Consider the following 15,535-nt stretch of genomic DNA (forward strand, 5'->3'; position numbering starts at 1 on the left):
TTGCAGTCTTTTGTGTTGCAGTCTTTGTGAAATCGGAACCTTATAGAACGATCCGCTGTTCGGTCTCCGGATCGAAGAAATGAGCTTTGCTCATATCGAGGATAAACGTCTTGTCTTGGCCGACGAATGTATGCGTCTCCGGATGTACCTTCGCCGTAATCAAACGTTTGCCGACATTGAAATATACCAGATTCTCGGAGCCCAGATGCTCCACGACTTGAACGCGTGCTTGCAGCTTGTGGTCATGCGGCACATTAAGAGAGAAATCTTCGCCGAAGATATGCTCCGGACGAATGCCCATAATCAGGCGCTGGCCTTGATATTTCTTCAAACCGGCTGCGATTGCATCCGGAACTGCAAATTCGGCGCTTTCCGTAATAACCCGGTTGCCCTCCATACGCGCGTCCATGAAGTTCATCGCAGGCGAACCGATGAAGCCGGCTACGAACATATTCTGCGGAGTCGCATAGAGATCCTTGGGTGAAGCGATCTGTTGAATGTGGCCCTTGTTCATGACCACAATCCGTTCACCTAGCGTCATGGCTTCCACCTGATCGTGGGTTACATACACGATGGTAGCGCCCAGCCGCTTGTGAAGCTCGCCGAGCTCAACCCGCATCTGGATACGGAGTTTCGCATCCAAGTTAGAGAGGGGCTCATCGAACAAGAATACTTGCGGATCGCGGACGATTGCACGGCCTACCGCAACACGCTGGCGCTGTCCGCCGGACAGCTCGCGCGGTTTGCGCTCCAGCATGTCTTCCAGCCCGAGAATAGCGGCCGCCGACTGTACTTTCTCATCGATGACGTTTTTCGGCTTCTTCAAGTTCTTCAGGCCGAATGACAAGTTCTCACGGATCGACATATGCGGATACAGCGCGTAATCCTGGAAAACCATCGCGATATCGCGGTCTTTGGGATGCAGATCATTCACAACCCGGTCGCCGATAATAATATCGCCGCTCGATTGTTTCTCCAGTCCCGCGATCATCCGCAGGGAAGTTGTCTTGCCGCAGCCGGAAGGCCCTACGAAAACAACAAACTCTTTATCATTAATGACGAAATCCGAATCGGACACGGCCACAAACGGATCTTTCTTGTCGTCGGTAAATTCTTTACGCACTTTACGAAACTCTACGCGTGCCATAGTCGTTCCCTCCTAGCCTTTAACGGCTCCAATCGTAATGCCTTGCAAGAAGTAGCGTTGCAGTGAGAAGAATAGAACCAGCATAGGCAGTGCGCCGATAGTTGCCCCGGCCATAATGGCTCCGAAGTCCGTCGCTTCCGCGAATACGAATGAAGCAAGCCCTACCTGAATCGTGCGCATGCTGTCGGAATTCGTAATAAGAAACGGCCAGAAGAATTCATTCCATGAAGCTACGAAAGTGAAAATGGCTAATACGGCAAGACCTGGCTTAGCCATCGGTAAAATTACTTTCCAGAAGATCCCGAATTCACTGCAGGCATCGATCCGGGCCGCATGAATCAACGAAGTCGGGAGGGTGGACATGTACTGCTTCATTAAGAAAATATTCCCCACACTGATGGCCGCCGGTAAAATAATAGCCGTATAGGTGTCTCCGATATTAAAGACATTTACCATCAGAATGTAGAGCGGGATCAGTGTGACTTGAGCCGGAATCATCATCGTGCTGAGCAGAACCCAGAACGCTGCCTTGCTTCCCGGGAATTTCAGTTTCGCAAACGCATAGCCTGCAAGCGACGCGAAAAATACGTTGGTCACGGTCAGTACGCTGGATACGAAGAAAGAGTTGAATAACCAGCGCCAAGCTGACGTTTTGGCGAAGAAACGCTCATAAGGCGTCATGGACCATATTTCCGGAATCATTTGCGGCCGGTATGTAGCCGACATTTTTGTATCCTGGAACGAGCCGATGACCATCCAGTACAAGGGCAGAATCGAGATCAGGCCCCAGATGAGCAAAGTAAGGGTCGCGGCGCCGAACAGGAACATTTTAGATTTTGAAGACACAACAACTCACCTCCAGATTATGCAGGCCTAGCTATTAGAACGAAGAAACTAGTACTCGATATCACTTGAGAAATATTTGAACTGGATGACCGATATGATAATAATCATAATCGCCAGTACAAAGGACTGAGCCGATGCAAGCCCGAATTCATAAAATTTAAACGCTGTCTCGTAAATGAGATAAGCGATGGTTGTCGTCGCAAAGTTTGGACCGCCCTGGGTCATCAAGTAAACCGAAATGAATACCTGGAACGAGGTGATTACACCGGTTACCAAGAGGTATAGGGTTGTCGGTTTGAGCAGCGGCCACGTGATGCGCGAGAATTTAGTCCAGCCGCTGGCATGATCGATGTCAGCCGCTTCATAAAGCGATTTCGGAATACCGCCCATTGCCGCCAGATACAGAATAATACCTGCGCCATGTGAGCCGAGCCAGTTCATCAACATCAGTGAGAATAAAGCCGTGCCTGTCTGCCCGAGCCAAATGACCGGGTCAAGACCAAACAATCCGATAAAGCGGTTAAGAAGACCGGAATCCGTAGGGTCGAAGATAGCGAGCCATACGATGGAGATCGTAACGCCGGATGCTACTGTCGGCAAATAAAGGGTTGCTTTGAAGAAGGTCTGCCATGTGCTTTTCATTTGAAAAATAAAGAACGACAGAACAAAAGTAATGATGATATTAATCGGCACCGTACCCAGGGTGAAAATTGCCGTGTTCTTCATGGATTTCCAGAAAATCTCGTCTTTGACCAGACGCTCATAATTATCCAGGCCAATCCACGAGGAATTCAGAATGTTATACTGCTGGAAACTCATAACGAGTGCCGTAAACACGGGATACAATGTGAACACCAGGAAAAGAAGAATCGGCGCTAATATGAATAAGTACGCCCAGCCATAATCTTTCCAGAAACGCGATACTGGCGACCTTTTACGGTTCGGTGCCATTGAAGCTGAAGTCTGCATCTCCTCATCCTCCTTCTAAAGAAAAAGGGAGCGGCCTCGATCCGCTAAGATGGAACGCTCCCCTGGTTCTATTACTGACCAAACATCTGTTTACCTTTGGCCTTGAAATCTTCCAAGATATCTTTCGGTGCTTTCTCGCCCGAGAATAGAGCCTGCATGTTCGGTTTAACAACTTGTTCTTTAAACTGCTTTTGCTTGGCTGCTTTGTCAATGTCAAGGTTCAGCGTAACCGGTTTGATCATGTTCTTAGCAAGAAGTTTACCTGCTTCCAGGTTCTCCGGTTTGCCCATTTCTTTGCCTTTGAACTCTTCAGCCTGGGATTTACGGACGAAAGGAAGTACGAGTTCGTTAGCGGAGTTACCTGCTTTGGCACCGCTAAGCGCTTCCATTACGAGGAAGGTGTTCTTCGCATGCTCTTCGCCTTTATCGTTCTTTTGTTTGAAAGCTACGTAACCTTCGCCGAACATGGTCGTGCCCGGCTTGGCGCTGTCATTGTGCGGCACCGGCAGAAGAACGAAGTCGATTTTCTCGCCCTTGATTTTACCCGCATCGATATCTTTGTTCCGGTTCTGGATCATCACATCGTAGTAAGGAATCGCTTTGGAGATGATTGCCGCCTGACCGCCATAGAACATTTCAGTCCGTTTAGCAGGTGTAAGCGCGGAAGTTTCTTTCGGCATATTTCCTTTCTTTATGAGATCGCTTACAAAGGTCATTGTATTAAGAACACGGTCATCGTTCCATTGGAACGCGCCTTTCTCATCGAGCACATCCGGCATCCCGTTGTTGCGTGTCATCATTTCGATGAAATCAAGGGAAGTGCCGTCCGTAACAAGCGCGTACTGCTGAGAGCCGTTATCCAGCTTCTTGGTCAGCTTGGCGGAAGCTTCGTTAAACTCGGTCCAGGTCCAACCGTCTTTCTGGATCTTCTTCCAGTCGATACCCGCTTCTTCCAGTATGCGTTTGTTGCCGCCCCAAGCCCACTGGGACTGATACAACGGCATTCCGTACTGTTTACCTTGAATTTGTCCGAGTTCGAGTACGCCCGGCAAGTAATCCGCTTTAATTTCCGGAGTCAGGTAGTTAGTGAGTTCCAGAGCAAGACCCGTATTCACGTAAGCGCCATCAACACCGTGGAAATAAAGATCCGGCGGGTTACCCGCGTTCAGAGCGACGTCGAATTTCTTAGGACCTTCTGCCCAGGAGAGCATTTCCGTTTGTACTTTAATGTGAGGATACTTCTTATTGAAATCTTCGATTAATCCCGGAAGGTCCTTCTCGTAAGTCCCGTGTACCGGATACGTCCACACGACAACCGTGTCTGACTTAGCTTCCGGCGAGGTACTAGATCCTGCACCTGCGTTATTTGTTTCTTTGCTGCAAGCGCTTCCCATTGTAAGAACAGCTGCCGTTAAAAGAATGAGCCCCTTTTTCTTCATACCCTTCATCTCCCTTTAGATTGTTAGGATTATGGTAAATCACAACTCCACACGATGGTTCTTTGTCTATAAATGCCAGGCTGTTTTTTTTATATTCCTCTAATAGCCTGCCTGGTCTGCTCCAAATATTTGACCGACTGCTCATAGTTGCGGCTCGCAACGCTGAGATAAAGAATGTCGATCACGTTCAATTGAGTAATACGTGACGCCATTGCCCCGCTTCGAATTTCATTCTCGGTAGAAGAATTGAACAAAGCGATATCCACAATCGAACTAAGACTTGTGTTTCCGTACCGGGTTAAGCTGATCGTCGTGCAGCCGTTCTTCTTGGCGATGGATGCGGAACGAATCACTTCATCTGTCTCACCGGAGTAGGATATGCATACAGCGGCATCCTCGGGGGTCAGTGTAACAGCGGAAGTCAGCTGAACATGCGGATCGGCAAAGGAAAAGCTGGTCTTGTTAATCCTCATAAATTTCTGCTGGGCATCCATAGCAATTAAATTGGAAGCTCCCAAACCGAAGAAATAGATCCTCTTCGCATTAGTAAGCGCTGTCACAGAACGTTCAACCGCTTCTTCATCCAATATTTTGAGCGTATCCCTAATGGATTGGATATTGTTATTGGATACACTTTGAATAATGGAACTGATCGTATCGTTCGGCCTGATTTCCTGATATCCGGTCGTCTCGGCTCCCCGTAAATCTCCGGCTACCTTCAATTTCAAATCTTGATAACTTTTGATTTCCAATGTCTTGCACAACCTGATGATAGCCGCTTGGCTTGCTCCGCTCCTCGTAGCCAGTTCAGCCACAGACAGGTGGATCATCTCATCCGGATTCTGCAGAATGAAGGTTGCGATCTTATGTTCGGAAGGATTGAGTGTGTTGTACACTTCACGTAATCGCACCAAACCGCCATTCATACTCACCACTCCTGTTCTAAACAAGTTCATGTGTAGGACTGACCGCCTATCTCCCCCTCAATCAAACAACATGAGATGTGATCCCTACAGCTGATTCGGTTCCTTTGTACTACATGAATCCACCGGATTGAGTTCATTATATGTGTTGTGAAATATAATTTCAACATTTTTTTTATAATTAAAATTTTATTTTACAAGCACACCAAATTCCCATATACTGATTAAAAAAACCGAAATGGTGATTCTATGTATACTTATCTCGGAATCGATGGAGGAGGCACTAAAACGGAGGGATCGGTCGTTGATTCCGAAGGCCGGCTTCTAATAGAAGCAAGAGTCGGAACGACCAATCCTCATGCCGTAACGTTTCCATCTGCAATCCGTGAACTGGAGAACCTGCTGGATCAATTGCTGGATCATCTTCAATCTGCGCAGACGATACCCAAGGGTATTTGTCTGGGCATGTCGGGTATATCTACCGATGAAGAGAAGGAACGATTGACGGAATCCCTGGCGCTCTACCAGCAAAGACGCGTAGTTTCTTTCCCGGTCGCCATAAAATCTGAAGGTGAAATTTCTTTGATGGCTGCGCTTCAACAAGATTACGGTGTGCTCGTTATTTCGGGAACCGGCTCCATCGTATACGGCTTTATGCCGGATGGACGTCAATTCCGTTCGGGCGGCTGGGGGCATTATCTCGGCGACGAAGGCAGCGGATATGCAATCGGTCTGCAGGCGCTAAAAGCCGTGATGCAGAGTTACGATGGCGTCCTGCCTGCCACGCTGCTCACTCCAGCAATCATGGAAGCGCTAACACTTCAACGTATTACGGACCTCAAAGGAGTGGTTTATCGGCCGGATGTCGATAAAGCCGTGATCGCTTCCTTTGCTTCTCATTGTATACGCGCTGCCGAATCCGGTGATGGCATTGCCTGTCACATTATTAAAGAAGAAGCCGGTAAACTTGTAAGAACAACGTCAGCCCTGCTGGAGCGGCAGCCCGAACTGCAGCAGATGAATATTGTCATGGCCGGCTCCGTCTTTACTCATTCGCATTTATTCCGTCAAGTATACAGCCAAGGTTTGTCGGCCAATTTCCCGGAGCTGCGTATGATAGAAGCAACAGGCGGATTCACGGCTGCCACCGGCGCCGCTCTTCTTGCCCGTAAATTATTTGCTTAGCCTCCCTGCCTACACCTCTGTGCTCTACAAATGAATTTTAACACAAGGAGAATGAACTCATATGAACCATATTCTGAGCAATTTGATCACGGAGCAGCCCAATGCAAAAACCAGTCACATTGATCAGCTGGATTCGCAGCAGATCATGTATCTGATCAATGAACAGGATCAGGGCGTTGCAAGCTGTGTACATGAGCTGATCCCCCTCATCGCCAAAGCCGCGGATTGGGTCGTCGACGCCTTCAATGAGGGAGGCCGCCTGTTCTACGTCGGTGCTGGTACCAGCGGACGGATCGGTATCCTGGATGCATCGGAATGTCCGCCGACATACGGCACCGATCCATCGATGGTTCAAGGCCTCATTGCAGGCGGTTTCAAAGCCATTAAAGACCCCGTCGAAGGCGCGGAGGACAGTGCGGAGCTTGGGGCGCAAAATATCGACGAGCATGGCATTACCAGCAAAGATGTGGTCATCGGGATTGCCGCGAGCGGCCGGACGCCTTATGTGCTCGGTGCAATGAAGCGGGCCGGCGAACTCGGTGCCCGGGTTGTCGGCATCTGCAACAATCATGGCACCCCGATGGCGCTGCATGCACAACTGCTGATCGAAGCTGTTGTAGGACCGGAAGCGATTATGGGATCGACCCGAATGAAGTCGGCGACAGCCCAGAAGCTGATCCTGAATATGCTGACGACAACTTCAATGATTCGCATCGGTAAAGTGTACCGGAATCTAATGGTGGATCTCAATCCTTCCAATGAGAAGCTCGTTTACCGCGCCAAACGTATTATCGAAATGGCGACTGACGCTCCGGAGGATCAGGTTGAACAAGCTTTTCAGGAAGCGGCCGGCCACGTTAAGACAGCTATCGTGATGATTAGGGCAGGTGTCGATGCCGAAGAAGCGAAGAAACTCCTCGAACTCTCAGGAGGTTTTGTCAGTCAGGCCATTGAGAAGAACGGTGCGAAGAAAATTTAAAATTCCGGCTAATTCAAAAAAGACTGCTCTCCCTTACACAGGGTGAGTAGTCTTTTTAATTGGGCTCTTGCGAATAGCTAATAATGCACCGTACCTTTTATGAAGCTCGGCCATAGAAGGTTATCGTATGCCTCGCCGTGAACGAAGTCCGGTGCTATACCGAACCTTTCTCCCGGGCAAATCGAATTGTCAGTATGCATGTGACCCCGGCAGTTAACGTGATCACAAAACCGAGCATGAGCCCGACAATCTGAATCTGCCCTTCGGGTGTATCGGCCGGAACCTGGAAGATTTGAAGAAATAAATAAATCATGACAGCGAAATAAAAAATACTGCCAATCACACCCGTGATCCACTTGTCTTTGGTCTTGCCGCCCCGGGAAATGGATGCTTGAATCCATACGAACATACTCAAACTGATTCCGATGAGAAGGAAGAGAATGAATGCTCCTGCAAAACTGACGGTAATAGAAGCAACAAACAGGCCCGCAAGCGTAATGAAAATAATCATGTTGAGCAGGAACACGAACCCTCCATACGCGAAGGGTCCCCTAAATCTCCGGACGGCGGACATTTTGACAAACCAGGGGAGCGGTCTGAAAGAAGTCCTGCGAAGAATCACAACACAGATAAGCACAAGTAAAAAGGAAATCGCGAGTAAAATAATCAACTTGGACAATCCTCCTGAGCGGGTTCTTTATATGGGCTGTCCAAATTATAACAAACAAAGACTCTCTCTGAAAGAATAATTGCGGGGATTGCTCCCGGCGTTGACTTTTATAGTTGCTTATCATATAGTTGTTTAAACAACTAATTAGGAGAGGAGCCTACTTTTGCATCCCAATCACCCCGATTTTAAAAGCGCCTTGGATGACTCGATCGGCTTCCTGCTTGGAATCACCTATCGTAAAATTTCGAACCTGCTTACTCAGCGGTTAAAAGACTACGATATTACACCCGAACAATGGTCGGTCTTGTACCGGGTTTACGAACAGGACGGATTGATTCAGAGAGAAATCGCAGAACGGGCCGGTAAAGACAAACCTACCACGACCCGGATTCTGGATAGCCTTGAGGCCAAGGGCTTTATACACAAAAAAGCCGGTCAAGGCGACCGGAGATCTTTTCATGTCCATATTACGGAAAAAGGGCAGTCGCTGATTCAAATTGCGGAGCCCATTGAGAAAAAAACCGTGCAGGACGCAGTGAAACATATCAGTCCGGATGAGTATGATCTGCTCATCAAACTGCTGCACCGGATCGGAGCTAACATCCAAGAGCTTACAGAATGAATAGGAGTGTCTTTCACCATGTCTCAACAAGAATTAGAAGATACGCGAGCACATTTAAATTCAGGCATCGGTCCTTCAGTCCATCGACTCCAGGCAGAATTAACAGGAAGCGTTGAACTCAGTGGAGATGCGGACAGCACGGCCAAGCTGTGGACCAAATCTTTCATCATTCTCACCCTTTCGTATTTCCTGTTATTCCTCTGCCTGCAAATGTTATTATCCCCCTTCCCTGCTTATGTCAAAGAGCAGTTCGGTTCGGGGGATTTTGTCCTAAGTCTGGTCACGAGCATCTTCGCAATCTCGGCGATTATCTCGCGCTTCGCAACGGCCGCGCTGCTGCGCCGCGTGCACCGCAATACGCTGCTGATTTGCGGTGTGGCAATCGCCACGGCGTCGACAGCGGCGTATTCGTTTGCCGGCTCCGTCGGCATGCTGCTCTTCCTTCGCGCATGCTTCGGGGTCGGCTTCGGCATGACAAGCACGGTTATGCCGACGCTGGTCTCGCAAATCATCCCTCCCCGCCGCATCGGGGAAGGGATTGGCTATTTTGGCCTATCCAGCAGCCTGGCGATGTCGGTAGGACCGACCATCGGCTTAGCCGTGATAGGCGGGTACGGCTTCGGGCCGCTGACGGTGCTGGGCACTGCGGCGGCCGCTCTCATCCTGCCGCTGTTGCTGTTCACCCGCAGCATCCCGCCTCAACCTGCCGCAGCCATGGCTCCGCCAGCGGCCGAAGCCGCGTCTGCTGGCTCAGCAGCGGACCCGTCACCGGCGAAGAACGGCAGAAAACGCAGCGGCCTGGGCCGCAAACTGCTGCTGCCCGCGCTGCTTAACACGCTGCTCTCCCTCACCTATGGAGGACTGCTGAGTTTTATCGCGCTTTACGGCAAGGAGGTCCATTTGGAACAAATCGGTCTGTTCTTCCTGTTTAATGCGATCACGGTATTGGTCGTCCGCCCGATATCCGGACGCCTGTTCGACAGCAAAGGCCATGCGGCAGTTATGATACCGGGAGCCCTGCTGCTGATTGCCAGTCTGTTTATTCTCTCGATGGCCACTTCCATGCCTATGCTTATTGTATCGGCATTGCTGTACGGCCTTGGCTTCGGTGCCGTTCAGCCGACGACCCAGGCATGGATGCTGAGTGAGACGCCTGCGGAGCAGCACGGAACTGCGAATAGTATGTTTTACAATTCCATAGATTTCGGTGTAGCAGTCGGATCGATGCTGCTCGGCGTCATCGCTTCGAGCACCAGCTACGCTGTCATGTACCGGTATGCGGCCGGGGTTATGGTGTTATTTCTCGTTGTTTATGCACTTTACAGAATAACAAACTCTAACAATAAACATGATCTTGAGACTTCATCAGGCAGTTCCGGAGCCGGGTCCGGGGTCCGTACTTCCGATCTCCAAGGCTAACAGATCCCCCTGTACGATCCGCTTGACGATGGCTTGGTCGTCGTGTAGACTAAGCGAACAACCAACTTTACCCATCTTTACCAAGCAAGGAGGGTCGCGTCATCAATCGGCTGAGCAACCAACTCGTATTTGATGTCACTGTCTTGTCGTTTCTTTCCAGTATACTCGTATCCTTCTTTTCTGCGAGTCTTGAAAGCCGACTTTTCAGCGAGGAATGGTTTTTCTGTGGCTTTTCTCTATCCTTCTCTTCTATCCGCTTAATGTTGTAGCAAGCGGAATGAATTATTTGCTCGGCAAGTATTGTTCCCGTTCGTTTACCCGGTTCACCTTCTTTAATCTTCTCGGAGCTATACTCAGTGGAACACTGGCTTACACATTAGAGCTCAGGTTCGATTATTTTTTAGTTTTGTTTGCTGCATTCCCGCTGTTCTCGATTGTAACCGGGCTCTTCCTATGGGCTCGCAGCAGGAACGCAGCTATCCTTTGAATACCGCGCTTCTGGCTCTGGTCTTATAAAGGCAAGGATGACCTCTAGTGAGGTCATCCTTTTTTGCATTCTTCCCTAGTAACGGCACCTCGTACGCTAGGCAAAATCGTTACCGGGCCATCCGAAGCTTGCAAACCACATGCCGTCCCGCGGCATTTCGATCGCCTTTCTTACAAAAGGAACCATGTTCACAGGAAGCTTATTGGCGTTATGCCAGAAGAGCTCCTCACATTTATGCGGTTCCTTATTTACAATCTCCCTTTGCCAACTGCTTGCGGTAAAGAAAAAATCGATCCATTCGGAATCGACGTTTTTGCGATGCATCACACCGATCATCTTGAGGTCATCCGGAGCAAGCTCAATACCCGCCTCTTCCCTGGCTTCCCTGATCGCCGCGGCTGACAACCTCCTCCTCTCCATCGATTCTTCCTGCGATTACACTCCATTTATCGTCCTCAAAGCCGGTATTCTTTCTTTTTAAAAGAAGCACTTCCTCTCCCCGTTCTAAAAAAACATGTACCGATCCGTAAAAAATGGCTTTCTTCATCCCGATCTCCTCCTGTCTTTGAAAAACGCGAAAAGCTCAAAAAAACGTTTCAATCTACGAAAATCGGTTTATAAGATGTATGGATATTTTCGTATAGGCCTAAATTTAAGTAAGCAAATTGTTTTCTTTGCCACTAAATGGGCACCAAACAACAAGTTTCATCCGAATTCTCTAAAAAAAAAGGGCTGACACCCTCCAAATTTCAAACATTCTGTGGCGAAGGAGGAATTTTTCTTTATAAAACACGCAGAATTCTTCATTTTTTAAGTTTCCTTTAATATTCGTAACCTATACTATTAAAAAGATTGATCTATCTTACAGGAGGTAGAAATCATAATGAAAACTATCATTATTTTTAACAACCAAAAAATACCCGTCTTTTATACAGATGCGAGCAAAAAAGCGTTAAGCTTACTCAAAATTGCTTTGGAATCCAAATGGAACAACGGTAAACGTGCCGTGAAGACTTGTCTGGAAAGCTTGATCAGCATTGAAATCGACGGTACGGAAGCCATTCTTCATGCAAGACGTGAAAGTGACACACTAGCGCTGTCTCTCTATTAAACCGGAGCACAGCCATTCATAGAGTTCACAAAAAAGGATCCCTTCGGGGATCTTTTTTTGTGAACTCTATGAATTTTTGCAGAAGGTTAGCATCACCGTTTTTCATTAATCGCTTCATTGCGCAGAGCCTGCTCGAAATCTTCGATAGTTTTGCGCAGCAGCGGACCTTTATTCCCCGAAAGCAGGCGCCTGTTCTCCTTCTTCAGCACTTCGAGGATAAGCCTTTTCTGATCGCGAGATAATAACATGCCGGAAACACCTTTCTTTCCTATCTACCTTTTTATGTAGTTTAACATGACGCCGCTCAGAAGGTACAGCGCGCTGCCCGGACTGCCTCGACAACCAGATCTAGTCATATTTCTCAGCCCCTTCTTAATATAGATACAGTAATGCGGGTGACAAGCTATCGCAGTAAGGTCCGAAGACTTTCACCCAAGCTAGAAGGAGGCTTTTGGCTTATGAATGAATCCACCTTGACAATCCGGCCTAAGGTCCAGCGGTTTCTTACGGGAACGAAGCGTCTGTTTATTGAAGGCGACTTTGTAGACTCCGTATACGGACGTACGTTTACGACACCGAACCCGGCCACAGGCGACATCCTCGCCGTAGTGAGCGAAGCAGTTGAAGAAGACATAGATCTGGCTGTAAAGGCGGCACGCCGGGCTTTTGATCACGGGCCGTGGACGAAGATGAGTGCAGCAGACCGGAGCCGGCTCATCTATCGACTGGCCGAGCTAATCGAAGACAACCTGGAAGAACTTGCCCAGCTGGAGACACTCGATAACGGCAAGCCGATCGCAGAGACACGCGCAGTGGATTTACCGCTCGCTGTCGAGCATCTGCGGTACTTTGCAGGTTGGGCTACGAAGATCGTCGGGCAGACAATTCCGGTCAGCGGCGGCTATTTTAACTATACCCGGCATGAGCCTGTCGGCGTTGTCGGGCAGATTATCCCGTGGAACTTCCCCCTCTTGATGGCCATGTGGAAGATTGGCGCGGCGCTTGCCACGGGCTGCACCGTCGTGCTCAAACCGGCTGAGCAGACTCCGCTGTCCGCACTGTATCTCGCCGGGCTCATTCAAGAGGCGGGCTTCCCTGCCGGTGTGGTCAATATTGTGCCGGGCTTCGGTGAAACTGCCGGGCAGGCACTCGTCCAGCATCCACAGGTGGACAAAATTGCATTCACCGGCTCCACCGAGGTCGGCCGCGCAATTATGAAAGGGGCTGCCGACAGCCTGAAGCGCGTCACACTGGAGCTCGGCGGCAAGTCGCCGAACATTATTTTGCCGGATGCTGATTTGTCGCGCGCCATTCCGGGGGCTTTGTCCGGGGTTATGTTTAATCAGGGACAGGTATGCTGCGCCGGTTCACGTCTTTTTATCCAGAAAAAAATGTTCGACAATGTTGTGGCCGATCTTGTCCTTCACTCACGCAAGCTCAAGCAAGGAGCGGGCCTTGTGCCCGACACCCAGATCGGGCCTCTCGTCTCCGAAGAACAGCAGAAACGGGTACTCGGCTACATTGAACGAGGAGTGGAGGAGGGCGCTGAGCTTCTGACCGGCGGAATCAATCCGCTTCAGGAAGGATACTTTATTGCTCCAACCGTCTTTGCTGGTGTCCAGGATAACATGACCATTGCCAAAGAAGAAATTTTTGGTCCCGTTGTGACCGCTCTGCCTTATGATGACCTCGACGACTTCATTGCGCGTGCCAACGATACGAATTACGGACTCGCGGCCGGACTGTGGACAGAGAACGTCAAGAACGCCCATTATATTGCGAATCGCCTTCGTGCAGGCACCGTCTGGGTAAACTGCTACAATGTCTTCGATGCCGCTTCTCCATTCGGGGGTTATAAACAATCCGGGATCGGGCGTGAAATGGGCTCCTACGCGCTCAGCAATTATACCGAAGTCAAAAGTGTATGGATTAACCTGGATTAAAGCGCGTAAGACAAGACATCGCGGTCTTTAAACATCCGCGGCCTGTCTGCGTGAATAACCGCAACCTTCCCCTCTCTCCCAAGTTCCACTGGAGTGCGGGGATTTTTGCGTCCGCTGTTTCTTTTACCGGATATTCGCCATACTAAGCCCAGATAAACGTGGCTCCACAGATGATTTTTGATATAATGATCGAAGCGAAACAACTGCCGTTCTTATTGCGGGAAGCGGATGCTTCTTATGTTTCGAGGGTGGGCCGAGGGATCTTATCAGAAAGAAGGATAAATGTGATTCAATTTCTCGATCGCCGGTTCCAGCTCCGCAGCAACGGAACGACCGTGCGCCGCGAGCTTATGGCCGGACTGGTTTCCTTTGTCACCAGCGTCTATATTGTGATCGTCAATTCTGCGATACTAGCCGATGCGGGAATTCCCGTTCAAGCCGGCATGCTGGCTACCATAGCAGCTTCCTTCGCAGGCTGCCTGCTGGTCGGACTATGGAGCAATACCCCGCTTATTATCGTGCCCGGGATGGGTATCAACGCCCTATTCTCGTACACCATCGTCCACACGATGGGTCTAACCTGGCAGGAAGCGCTTGCTGCCGTTTTCGTATCCGGGCTGCTGTTTATGCTTGTAGCCTTCAGCGGTCTCGGGGTCCGGATATCCGCGGCCGTGCCCCATCCGCTCAAAGAGGCCATATCTGTCGGACTCGGATTATTCCTGACTTTTATCGGCCTGCAGAAAAGCGGACTGGTCGTCTCTCATCCGACTACATTCGTGGCCCTGGGCGATCTTGGCAGTCCTCAAGCGATCGTTACCATGGCGACGCTTGCCGTTATGCTGATCCTGTACATCCGGCAAGTGAGCGGCAGTTTCCTCATAGCGATTGCCGCAGGAACAGCGCTTGCCTGGTTTCTCGGGATCGTGAAGCCGGCAAGCGCAGCGGCTGGCGTTAGTCTTCACGAGACCGCGGTTGTCGTTGGCGCTCTCTCGTTCGAGCGTCTCTGGTCGCTTCCGTTCTGGGTAGCGGCCTTCTCACTGGCGATGGTAATCGTCTTCGAGAATCTCGGCCTCATTCACAGCCAGACCGCCAGCTTCGGAAGACCGGAGACTTACCGCCGAGCATTCCAGGCTACCGCGGTTTCCAGCGCAGCGGCGGGACTGCTCGGATCGAGCCCGACTGTATCCGCGGTGGAAAGCTCCGCCGGCATCGCCTCAGGCGGACGAACAGGGCTTACGGCAATCTTTGCCGGATTGCTGTTTCTCGGCTCCTACTTCGCGGTGCCGCTCCTGCAGAGCATTCCGGATAGTGCGATCGCTCCGGTTCTTATCATTCTCGGATCGTTCATGCTCAGCAGCATCCGTGCGATACCGTTCGATGATTTCACCGAGGCGTTCCCCGCCTTTCTTGTGGCGGCGTTCATTCCGCTGACTTACAGCATTGTGGACGGCATCGCCTTCGGCTTTATCGCCTACCCGCTCGTCAAACTAGCGGCAGGGAAACATAAGGACGTCTCCATCACGATGTACATCATCGCCCTGCTTTTCTTGTTATACGAAATTTTGCAGGCGGCCGGCAGGTAAGTCTTGCGTGTGCCCCTCAGTCATTTTATTTCGCATAACGTGCACCTTGGTTGAAAAAAAGCCTGTCAGGTTCTCTCCGTTCTAAATGGTCAAGACCCCTTTTAGTGGACATCAGAAAAAGCCTCAGGCAACAAGCTGGCTTCGGTACTCAACCGGAGTCAGCTTGTTTAGTTTACGTTGTGCCCGGTCTTCGTTGTAAAAATAAATGAATT

At 50.0% G+C, this 15,535-nt stretch carries 17 protein-coding genes; 7 read left to right on the forward strand and 10 right to left on the reverse strand.

The features are described from left to right. Window positions 1–40 precede the first annotated feature (40 nt). The 5 genes from EDM21_RS23050 to EDM21_RS23070 all read right to left on the reverse strand — a co-directional run bounded on the left by EDM21_RS23050 (window position 41) and on the right by EDM21_RS23070 (window position 5,327). A complete protein-coding gene (locus EDM21_RS23050; protein ID WP_157338730.1) occupies window positions 41–1,147 on the reverse strand; it encodes an ABC transporter ATP-binding protein in 1,107 nt (368 codons plus the stop codon). A 12-nt stretch (window positions 1,148–1,159) separates the two neighbouring features. Beyond that, on the reverse strand, window positions 1,160–1,975 hold the full coding sequence (locus EDM21_RS23055) for a carbohydrate ABC transporter permease (protein ID WP_157338742.1): 816 nt from the start codon (window positions 1,973–1,975) through the stop codon (window positions 1,160–1,162). Between the two features lie 66 nt (window positions 1,976–2,041). Further along, entirely contained in the window at window positions 2,042–2,944 is a 903-nt protein-coding gene (locus EDM21_RS23060; protein ID WP_420850688.1) for a carbohydrate ABC transporter permease, read from the reverse strand. 89 nt (window positions 2,945–3,033) lie between these two features. Beyond that, entirely contained in the window at window positions 3,034–4,401 is a 1,368-nt protein-coding gene (locus EDM21_RS23065; protein WP_157338732.1) for an ABC transporter substrate-binding protein, read from the reverse strand. 89 nt (window positions 4,402–4,490) lie between these two features. Continuing rightward, window positions 4,491–5,327, reverse strand: a complete 837-nt coding sequence (locus tag EDM21_RS23070) for a MurR/RpiR family transcriptional regulator (RefSeq protein WP_157338733.1) — start codon at window positions 5,325–5,327, stop codon at window positions 4,491–4,493. Between the two features lie 246 nt (window positions 5,328–5,573). Here EDM21_RS23070 and EDM21_RS23075 point away from each other — a divergent pair, with 246 nt between their 5' ends. Together EDM21_RS23075 and murQ are read left to right on the forward strand one after the other, a co-directional pair. After that, window positions 5,574–6,509: a BadF/BadG/BcrA/BcrD ATPase family protein gene (locus EDM21_RS23075; protein ID WP_157338734.1), complete on the forward strand. Its 936-nt coding sequence runs from the start codon at window positions 5,574–5,576 to the stop codon at window positions 6,507–6,509. 61 nt (window positions 6,510–6,570) lie between these two features. Next, on the forward strand, window positions 6,571–7,488 hold the full coding sequence (gene murQ, locus EDM21_RS23080) for an N-acetylmuramic acid 6-phosphate etherase (protein ID WP_157338735.1): 918 nt from the start codon (window positions 6,571–6,573) through the stop codon (window positions 7,486–7,488). Between the two features lie 154 nt (window positions 7,489–7,642). Here the strand turns inward: murQ and EDM21_RS23085 are convergent, their stop codons facing one another. Further along, window positions 7,643–8,158, reverse strand: a complete 516-nt coding sequence (locus EDM21_RS23085) for a hypothetical protein (RefSeq protein WP_157338736.1) — start codon at window positions 8,156–8,158, stop codon at window positions 7,643–7,645. A 163-nt stretch (window positions 8,159–8,321) separates the two neighbouring features. Here EDM21_RS23085 and EDM21_RS23090 point away from each other — a divergent pair, with 163 nt between their 5' ends. Both EDM21_RS23090 and EDM21_RS23095 read left to right on the forward strand, forming a co-directional pair. Continuing rightward, the gene (locus EDM21_RS23090; protein ID WP_157338737.1) at window positions 8,322–8,780 is read left to right on the forward strand and encodes a MarR family winged helix-turn-helix transcriptional regulator; all 459 of its coding nucleotides are present in this window, start codon (window positions 8,322–8,324) and stop codon (window positions 8,778–8,780) included. A gap of 18 nt (window positions 8,781–8,798) precedes the next feature. Next, the gene (locus EDM21_RS23095) at window positions 8,799–10,199 is read left to right on the forward strand and encodes an MFS transporter (RefSeq protein ID WP_157338738.1); all 1,401 of its coding nucleotides are present in this window, start codon (window positions 8,799–8,801) and stop codon (window positions 10,197–10,199) included. 583 nt (window positions 10,200–10,782) lie between these two features. On the opposite strand, the gene EDM21_RS23100 is transcribed toward EDM21_RS23095, so the two are convergent. Both EDM21_RS23100 and EDM21_RS25420 read right to left on the reverse strand, forming a co-directional pair. Continuing rightward, window positions 10,783–11,091, reverse strand: a complete 309-nt coding sequence (locus EDM21_RS23100) for an NUDIX domain-containing protein (protein WP_338044039.1) — start codon at window positions 11,089–11,091, stop codon at window positions 10,783–10,785. After that, complete coding sequence (locus tag EDM21_RS25420; protein ID WP_338044040.1) at window positions 11,045–11,233, reverse strand: NUDIX hydrolase; 189 nt, start codon at window positions 11,231–11,233, stop codon at window positions 11,045–11,047. Before EDM21_RS25420 ends, EDM21_RS23100 begins: the two co-directional genes overlap by 47 nt. 336 nt (window positions 11,234–11,569) lie before the next feature. Here EDM21_RS25420 and EDM21_RS23105 point away from each other — a divergent pair, with 336 nt between their 5' ends. After that, the gene (locus tag EDM21_RS23105) at window positions 11,570–11,797 is read left to right on the forward strand and encodes a 3-dehydroquinate dehydratase (protein ID WP_068775511.1); all 228 of its coding nucleotides are present in this window, start codon (window positions 11,570–11,572) and stop codon (window positions 11,795–11,797) included. Between the two features lie 92 nt (window positions 11,798–11,889). On the opposite strand, the gene EDM21_RS24675 is transcribed toward EDM21_RS23105, so the two are convergent. Then, window positions 11,890–12,045, reverse strand: a complete 156-nt coding sequence (locus EDM21_RS24675) for a hypothetical protein (protein ID WP_166542146.1) — start codon at window positions 12,043–12,045, stop codon at window positions 11,890–11,892. Between the two features lie 210 nt (window positions 12,046–12,255). Between EDM21_RS24675 and EDM21_RS23110 the strand changes: the two genes are divergently transcribed. Together EDM21_RS23110 and EDM21_RS23115 are read left to right on the forward strand one after the other, a co-directional pair. Beyond that, window positions 12,256–13,740 carry an aldehyde dehydrogenase family protein gene (locus tag EDM21_RS23110; RefSeq protein WP_157338739.1) on the forward strand — a complete coding sequence of 495 codons (1,485 nt, stop codon included), beginning with the start codon at window positions 12,256–12,258 and terminating at the stop codon, window positions 13,738–13,740. Between the two features lie 284 nt (window positions 13,741–14,024). Continuing rightward, a complete protein-coding gene (locus tag EDM21_RS23115; protein ID WP_166542147.1) occupies window positions 14,025–15,323 on the forward strand; it encodes a solute carrier family 23 protein in 1,299 nt (432 codons plus the stop codon). A gap of 123 nt (window positions 15,324–15,446) precedes the next feature. Here EDM21_RS23115 and EDM21_RS25595 read toward each other — a convergent pair whose 3' ends face one another. After that, window positions 15,447–15,530 (reverse strand): IS3 family transposase, encoded by an 84-nt coding sequence (locus tag EDM21_RS25595; protein WP_338043979.1) that lies wholly within the window; start codon window positions 15,528–15,530, stop codon window positions 15,447–15,449. Between the last annotated feature and the right edge of the window lie 5 nt (window positions 15,531–15,535).

Origin of the sequence: Paenibacillus lutrae, from assembly GCF_009757775.1 — a bacterium.
In the GTDB taxonomy this organism is placed as follows: domain Bacteria; phylum Bacillota; class Bacilli; order Paenibacillales; family NBRC-103111; genus Paenibacillus_F; species Paenibacillus_F lutrae.

Coding starts and splice junctions, on each gene's coding strand:
- EDM21_RS23050 (WP_157338730.1), bottom strand. CDS start 1,147: ATGGCACGCGTAGAGTTTCGTAAAGTGCGTAAAGAATTTACCGACGAC.
- EDM21_RS23065 (WP_157338732.1), bottom strand. CDS start 4,401: ATGAAGAAAAAGGGGCTCATTCTTTTAACGGCAGCTGTTCTTACAATG.
- EDM21_RS24675 (WP_166542146.1), bottom strand. CDS start 12,045: ATGTTATTATCTCGCGATCAGAAAAGGCTTATCCTCGAAGTGCTGAAG.
- EDM21_RS25420 (WP_338044040.1), bottom strand. CDS start 11,233: ATGAAGAAAGCCATTTTTTACGGATCGGTACATGTTTTTTTAGAACGG.
- EDM21_RS23095 (WP_157338738.1), top strand. CDS start 8,799: ATGTCTCAACAAGAATTAGAAGATACGCGAGCACATTTAAATTCAGGC.
- EDM21_RS23070 (WP_157338733.1), bottom strand. CDS start 5,327: ATGAATGGCGGTTTGGTGCGATTACGTGAAGTGTACAACACACTCAAT.
- murQ (WP_157338735.1), top strand. CDS start 6,571: ATGAACCATATTCTGAGCAATTTGATCACGGAGCAGCCCAATGCAAAA.
- EDM21_RS23105 (WP_068775511.1), top strand. CDS start 11,570: ATGAAAACTATCATTATTTTTAACAACCAAAAAATACCCGTCTTTTAT.
- EDM21_RS23060 (WP_420850688.1), bottom strand. CDS start 2,944: ATGGCACCGAACCGTAAAAGGTCGCCAGTATCGCGTTTCTGGAAAGAT.
- EDM21_RS23075 (WP_157338734.1), top strand. CDS start 5,574: ATGTATACTTATCTCGGAATCGATGGAGGAGGCACTAAAACGGAGGGA.
- EDM21_RS23055 (WP_157338742.1), bottom strand. CDS start 1,975: ATGTTCCTGTTCGGCGCCGCGACCCTTACTTTGCTCATCTGGGGCCTG.
- EDM21_RS23110 (WP_157338739.1), top strand. CDS start 12,256: ATGAATGAATCCACCTTGACAATCCGGCCTAAGGTCCAGCGGTTTCTT.